Origin of the sequence: Virgibacillus sp. M23, from assembly GCF_034190895.1 — a bacterium.
Taxonomy (GTDB): domain Bacteria; phylum Bacillota; class Bacilli; order Bacillales; family Amphibacillaceae; genus Virgibacillus; species Virgibacillus salarius.
This window is the reverse complement of the sequence record NZ_JAWDHA010000105.1, coordinates 1-7144: the sequence shown is the minus strand read 5'-3', so window position 1 is coordinate 7144 and position 7144 is coordinate 1. Positions and strand designations below refer to the sequence as shown.

7 protein-coding genes are annotated in these 7144 nt (G+C 36.5%); 2 read left to right on the top strand and 5 right to left on the bottom strand.

Annotated features, from left to right (window positions below; all coding sequences use genetic code 11):
* Positions 1-227: 227 nt before the first annotated feature.
* From RVS70_RS21185 to RVS70_RS21170, 4 genes are all read right to left on the bottom strand, one after another.
* Positions 228-458 (bottom strand): hypothetical protein, encoded by a 231-nt coding sequence (locus RVS70_RS21185; protein ID WP_166530465.1) that lies wholly within the window; start codon positions 456-458, stop codon positions 228-230.
* Positions 459-545: 87 nt separating this feature from the next.
* Entirely contained in the window at positions 546-986 is a 441-nt protein-coding gene (locus RVS70_RS21180; protein ID WP_026679635.1) for an OsmC family protein, read from the bottom strand.
* Between the two features lie 384 nt (positions 987-1370).
* On the bottom strand, positions 1371-2147 hold the full coding sequence (locus RVS70_RS21175) for a TerC family protein (RefSeq protein ID WP_026679634.1): 777 nt from the start codon (positions 2145-2147) through the stop codon (positions 1371-1373).
* 370 nt (positions 2148-2517) lie between these two features.
* Entirely contained in the window at positions 2518-4257 is a 1740-nt protein-coding gene (locus RVS70_RS21170) for a phospho-sugar mutase (RefSeq protein WP_205389134.1), read from the bottom strand.
* Positions 4258-4523: 266 nt separating this feature from the next.
* Between RVS70_RS21170 and RVS70_RS21165 the strand changes: the two genes are divergently transcribed.
* Positions 4524-5612 carry an AI-2E family transporter gene (locus RVS70_RS21165; protein WP_255637665.1) on the top strand — a complete coding sequence of 363 codons (1089 nt, stop codon included), beginning with the start codon at positions 4524-4526 and terminating at the stop codon, positions 5610-5612.
* A gap of 288 nt (positions 5613-5900) precedes the next feature.
* Here RVS70_RS21165 and RVS70_RS21160 read toward each other — a convergent pair whose 3' ends face one another.
* Positions 5901-6743, bottom strand: coding sequence for a GNAT family N-acetyltransferase (locus RVS70_RS21160; RefSeq protein WP_205389135.1), 843 nt, complete (start codon positions 6741-6743; stop codon positions 5901-5903).
* An 87-nt stretch (positions 6744-6830) separates the two neighbouring features.
* On the opposite strand from RVS70_RS21160, the gene RVS70_RS21155 reads away from it, so the two are divergent.
* A complete protein-coding gene (locus RVS70_RS21155) occupies positions 6831-7019 on the top strand; it encodes an SE1832 family protein (RefSeq protein WP_026679630.1) in 189 nt (62 codons plus the stop codon).
* Positions 7020-7144 lie beyond the last annotated feature (125 nt).

Here is a 7144-nt window from a genome sequence, read left to right as displayed (position 1 = left end):
CGCGAGCCGAAAATCCACTTTGCAACGTGTTCTTCTTTGCAAAGTTAGTTGAGGTCGTGCCCACGGAAAGCGAAGTAATTAGTCGGAGCATTGCCAATATACATCAAACATTTCAAAATAACTACTTGGCTTAACGCAGTCATTGCACCGATTTTATACTTTCTTATCTTTTAAAAAAACCGGTTTCTCCTAAAGAAACCGGCTAACATAAATAGAATATTGTGATTTTAAAAGCTAATTACTAATCCAGCTTTATCATCTGATTTTTTGAGCCTAGGATATGTACTACACTCTGGATCTGCTTTTTCAAAATGGAGCAGATCTTCGATATAAGAATCTATCCCTTTCTGTATAATCAAAAATGACAAATACCCCCAGTAGTTTATCTCGCTTGGAACGATTCCTTTAGGTAACATCATTCCATCTGTTAGTGAACCATTAAAAAGAAGCTGCCTCAATAGTCAGCTTCCTTTCCTGTTTTTTTAAAATGAAACTCGGTCATTCCAAGCCTTATCTGCTAGACTAAATTTTGTGACAAACACTTATCAAACTAGGGTTGGTTCTAATTCAATTTCCACATTTCCTTTTAATGCTCTAGAAATCATACAGCTTTGTTCTGCCTTGATGACTAATTTGCGGAGTTGACTATGTTGACCTTCTGTCGCATGCTCTGTTAAAGTAACCGTTGGCCGATGTATAATTCGCTTATACGTGAATACTCCCTTTGTCACGTCCACGATCCCTTCCGAATGTAAATACATTTGCTTTAAAGGCAATTCCGCTCTTTCAATCATTGCTGCTAATGTAATAATATAACAGGTAGCAGCTGCACCTAATAGCATTTCGTCCGGATTTGTTCCAATTCCTGGACCATCCATTTCAGGTGGTATAGATATATTTGTTTTCAAGTTACCTGTCTCTAGGAAGCCTTGACTATTTCTCCCACCTGGCCAATCTGCTTTTAAATGAAAATGATGCTCTGCCATGTAATCACCTCTTAGCTATAGACTACTAAACATCCATTTCTAAAGGGAATAGTTATGCTTCAAACCCTGCTCACATAATTATAAAAAGTATTTCATCAGAATAATCACAATAATTCAGCAGCCTATACAGGTACGCTCAAAAAATACAGTGAAACTTCAATCAGTGGGGGGTTTTGTTTAGCACCCACTGATTGGTAGTACCACACTGCTTTACTTTCCCCTATTATTTCTTTGTAGGGAGTTGAACAAAAATTGAACCACAGAGAGCGCTTCTCCCTCACACGAGGTTAACGTGTTGTCGACTAAGATGACCATTCCACTGATTTTAAAAGAGACTTTTTTGAAAACCTAATCTATTCCTTCATAAAAGATCATTCATTGACGTTAATCCTGAGCTTTTTCTTTTTTGTTTGCATCGCTAGAGGTAAACCAACCAATAACCGCAATTCCTACTAATACGACATAGAATATCGATTTCCATAATGTTGAATGTGGAAAATCATGTGGTATCCAAGCAATATCTGGATGTGCAAGAACGATTAAAGCTAGTTTAACTCCGACCCAGCCAACAATTACAAACGCCGCAATTTCCAAACCAGGACGCTTATTTAATAAATCCACAAAAACATTAGCTGCAAAACGCATGATAATTAATCCAATCATTCCACCAGCAAAAACTACCAAGAATTGTCCGGTGTCTAGACTTCCGATATGGCCAAGATTAGTTGGTGGTAAAGCTACTGCTAAAGCTACTGCTGCAAGAATAGAATCGACCGCAAAGGCAAGGTCAGCAAATTCTACTTTTAAGACGGTCATCCAAAAACCGCTACCTTTTTCTTCTTTGGCACTCGCTTCTTCATCTGGTTCATCCTTGGATTTTAACTTATCATATAAATGTTTAATCGATATAAATAACAGGTAAGCTGCACCAATCGCTTGTACTTGCCATACATCGACAAGGAATGAAATAATAAACAATGAACCAAATCGTAATACAAATGCACCAGCCAATCCATAGAATAATGCTTTCTTTCGCTGATCTTCCGGTAAATGCTTCACCATTATCGCTAAGACAAGCGCATTATCAGCGGCTAGTAAACCTTCGAGTCCAATTAAAACTACTAATACCCATAAATATTCCACTAATAATTCAATACCCATTCTCTAGGCTCTCCCTTCTGCTACGCTCGTATAGAGCTTTAACCTTATATTCGACTTGAAGCTTTTACTTCTACCTAAAATTACGTTATGTAACTTCGTACAAATAAAAAAGCTCCTACCAATAGGTAAGAACCATCAAAAAAGACCCTTACCTAGACTGGTAAAGGTCTCGCTAACAACGATCGTTGCCAATTCAGCCGGAGAATATTCTCGTAATGACGACTAAAATTGTACAGCTACTCCCCTTTAATAGGAATATAACATTACTTACTATTAAACATCGATAAACATAAAATGTCAACGATTGATTCTACCATGTGTCTAGTTTTAGTAACTAGCCTTCCCCACAGAATCAAATCTATTCACCATATTAGCCCTCGATAATTTGTTCAAGAATCCGTTCCATAGCTTGTTTTAATGCAGAAATCCTTTGTATGCTCTCTTTTTCATTTTCCGTACAAACCCCATAATAACATTTGATTTTTGGTTCAGTACCTGATGGGCGAAGGCAAACCCAGCTATGCTGTTCTAAAATAAATTTCATCATATTTTCTTTAGGTAGTTCAATAGCTTCTATATTTTCTGGATTATCGAGCGTATAGCGTTGACCAATTAAATAATCTTCTGTTGCTTTCACACATAAATCAGCAATTTCCTGTAATGGTTCTGAGCGGATTGTAGCCATAATCTTAGCTATTTGCTCAGACCCTTGCTTCCCTTTTAAAGTTAGAGATGTCATGTCTTCCTTATAATAGCCATGCCTTTCATATAGTTCATGAAGCGCATCATGCAAAGTTTTACCTTTATTCTTCCAATAGTATGCCATTTCACTTGCCATCATAGCTGCTTGTATCGCATCTTTATCTCGTGCAAAGCTACTCGTTAAATAACCATAGCTCTCCTCATAACCAAATACGAATGTTTCACCAGTTGCGTCAAACTCCCGTATTTTTTCTCCAATATATTTAAAGCCTGTCAAAGTATTAATTGTCGTTATTCCATAGTAATCCGCCACTGCTTTACCTAGTTCCGATGTCACTACTGTTTTTAGCATCCGTCCGCTTTTTAATAATGCCGAATCACTATGCGATAAAATATAATCCAGCATTAATGCACCTAACTGATTACCAGTTAACACTTGATAATTACCCGTGTCGTCTTTGACAGCAACACCTAAACGATCGGCGTCCGGATCTGTTGCTAATAAAATAGCTGCATCATGCTTTTTCCCCTGTTGTATTGCCCTTGTGAATGCTTGATGCTCCTCTGGATTAGGTGATTTCACAGTAGAAAACTCTGGATCTGGGACAGCTTGTTCTTCTACAACATGAACATTCGTAAAATTCAATTGTGCCAATCCCTGAGATACGAGCTCATAAGCAGTTCCGTGAAGTGGTGTAAAGACAATTGGTATAGCTTTCTCTTGCTCACGTTCTTCTGCAGGCAGCTTAGATATATCAATCAATTTTTCTAAGTAGGCATTATCAATTTCATTCCCAATCCAGTTAATTAGTTCTTCTTTTTCTAATGTAGCTTGATCCATATAGGGAACTAATAATTCATCGTCTGTTTGTTGAATGCAGGCAATAATGTCAGCTGCCTGATTTGGTGTTATTTGTCCACCATCCTCATTATACACCTTAAAACCGTTATATTCTGGAGGATTATGACTTGCTGTAATCATTATTCCTGATACCGTTCCCAAATAACGTACCGCAAAGGAAAGTAGCGGGGTCGGTCTTAATGATTTAAACACATATGCTGTTATTCCAAATGCCCCTAATACTTTTGCTGTCTCAATAGCAAATTCTTTTGACATATGTCTGGAATCGTACGCGATTACAACACCTCTGTCTTTTACATTTACCGTATGTTCTAATAGATAATTTGCTAGTCCATTAACAGCCTTACGAATGGTATATATATTCATACGGTTTATTCCAGGACCAATGATCCCTCTCATCCCGCCTGTCCCAAATGTCAATTCTTTATAAAAAGCATCTTCCAATGCGAGCTGATTTCCATTTAATTTCGTTAACTCATTCTTTAAATTCGCATCAAGATCTTGGAATGTTTCCCATTTTTGATAGACTTGTTCCCAACTGGTCATTCGTTATGTCCTCCAACTGTATATAATCTATACGAATTTTAGCATACTTACACAGATTATTCTATCGATCAAATTTTGAATCGTTTATGATTTCATAAATTAGGTTAAAATAATAGAAAACGTAAAGATCAAAGCTGTCTTGTTTGGGAATATCATTGTTACTTTAGCGTCGTCGTATCAAAACAGTTCGTAAAGCTAAATAAGATATACTTTCTATTATTCTTTGAAACAGGTAAAATAGATACAAATGATTTGTGAAGGTTGGGATGTTGGTGGTAAATAAACGCTGGTTTCAGTTTTTAGTGTTTTTCATAATGGTTTTTCTGTTAATATTACTTATTTCGGTTACTGATTTTATTTTTACACCCTTTTTGAAAGTAATAGGGGCCGTCGCCGTACCTATTATAGGTGCAGGTATTCTTTACTATTTAACAAAGCCGTTAATGTACTTCTTTGAACGCCTTAAAATAAATCGTATCTTTTCAATTATTCTTGTATTTCTTGTATTAATTCTTCTTGGTGTTTTTGTCTATATGTATATTGCTCCAATTGCCCAACAACAATTTAGGAATTTAATTGATAATGTTCCAACAATGGTAAACTGGGCGCAGGATATGATTTCTTTATGGCAATCAAACCAAACTGCTATTCCTGCAGAAATAGACAAAGCAATCAATAATTTTACGAATAACCTTCAATCACATATTGATAGTGTATTAAATTATTTGTTTGGATTTATTGGACAACTCATTGGATTTGTTACTGCATTAGTTCTCGTTCCATTTTTCTTATTCTTCATGTTGAAGGATGGAGAGAAGCTAGTTCCATTTATTACACAAATCTTTTCCAAGAAAAAAGCGGAGAATATTCGTAGCTTGTTTGTCAAAGTAGATGGAACGTTAACAGCCTTTATACAAGGGCAGTTAATTGTTAGTTTTGCCGTCGGTGTGCTGTTATTTATTGGATATTTGATCATTAACTTAAAATATTCCTTAACACTAGCGTTATTTGCTATGGTAATGAATGTAATTCCTTTTGCTGGTCCATTTATAGCCGTAATTCCGGCATTAATCGTTGGAGCATTCCAAGATCCGTTTATGGTGATTTGGGTGTCCATCGTAATGATAGCCGCGCAGCAAATTGAAAGTAATTTAATTTCACCAAATGTTATGGGGCGTGCATTAGACTTACATCCATTAACAGTCATTACCGTTATCTTAGCAGCAGGAAGCATTGCTGGATTCTTAGGTATTCTATTTGCTGTACCATTTTATGCAGTGATTAAGACGATCATTATCCATTTCTATAAAACATACGTAAACTCTAAAAAAAATAAGGAAGATGCATTAATCTAATGCTGAGCTTATTAAAAGCATAAATTACATGTAGATAAAGTGAAACTCCAAACTATAATCCGAGGTTACGAACTTAGTTCCGGATATTGGTTTGGAGTTTTATCATTTATGGTGGTGAAGACTTCTGTGATAACTGATGAGCTCGAAGAATCAGTTGCTAAGCAATTTTTTTCGTGCGTTAGCTGATCATCATAAAGGTTCCCATCGTTTAGATTGCGATTTTAGAACATGGTATTATATTTGCTTGTGAACTACTCATTTAGTTTTAACCTAACCACTCGGTTATCTCTAAAACAAATAGACAATAGCAGAACCAATTTTATAATAGCCAATCTTCTTGTAAATATTATTTGCAGTTGGGTTCGACAAATCTGTATATAAACTACAAAATTGATACCCGTCATTTAACAGCTTTTGACTTAATTGGCTTACAACACTTGTAGCATACCCTTTTTTCTTATATTTATCAGGGGTATAGACAGCATTAATTGTCGCACCATGCTTCGTCTCCCTTGATTTATTCGCCATGGAAACCTTATTCTCCCCTATCTGCAAAAAATAAGCTGTTTGCTTATGTAAAAACTCCGCCGCCAAACTAGATGCTCGCGACTCATCTATTGGTGCATTAGCTTCCTCTCCAAAAAGAAGAAGCCACTTTGCTAGAAGTGCATGATCAGCTAATTCTGCTTGAATTAGCTGTCCTGGTAAAGGATACTCTATCTGCACACGGTCTAATTGATAGATCAATTCATTCATATGTACGGATGCTGTTTTCCCGCTTTTTTCTTCCCATTGCTGGGCGAAAGCTTTTGCATACTTTATTGGCCCTAGTACGCCAGGAACCTCATAGCCATGTTGATATAAATAATTCGTAATAACCGGTATGAAATCGAGAGAATTCACTTCAATATCTGGCAAGATCCAATTATGGGGTGGAGTTCGCAGGAATGCATAAATAATTTCCCCATTCGCTTCTACCCAACCTAAGAAACAATCTGTTTTGTTTTCCTTCAAGCGATTCATAATACCAAGCATCAAATTATTACATGCTTCTTTCTGAAGTAAAAGCGGTTCAACTCGTTTTGCATATGAATCAACAGCCTGGTTAATAAACACCTTCACCTTAACCATTCCCTCTCTATTTTTCTAATACTATGAATGTTTTTACCTGTTTTGTAAAGTGTTTTTTGCTACACTAGTATAAAGAGGTGATGAACGATGACAATAGAGCAGTTACAAGCAAAGCTTGATGAGTTAAAATCCGATTACGTACGGATTCAAAGTGACTTAGATAAACTTGAGTATGTCCGCGGCAGAGTATCATCTGCAGAGGAACAACTTATTCGTCTTGAAGGAGAAATTGCTGAAGTTAATAAACAATTAGCCGATTTAAATAAGAAAAACTGAGCAAAATTCGCTCAGTCCTTATCACTACATGCTCAGATTTACGCTCCCTCTAGTAGCTATTATGGAATAATAGCTACTGCTTGACCACCACTCCGGCTGCCCACTTCCCTTTCCGTGGGGTTTGT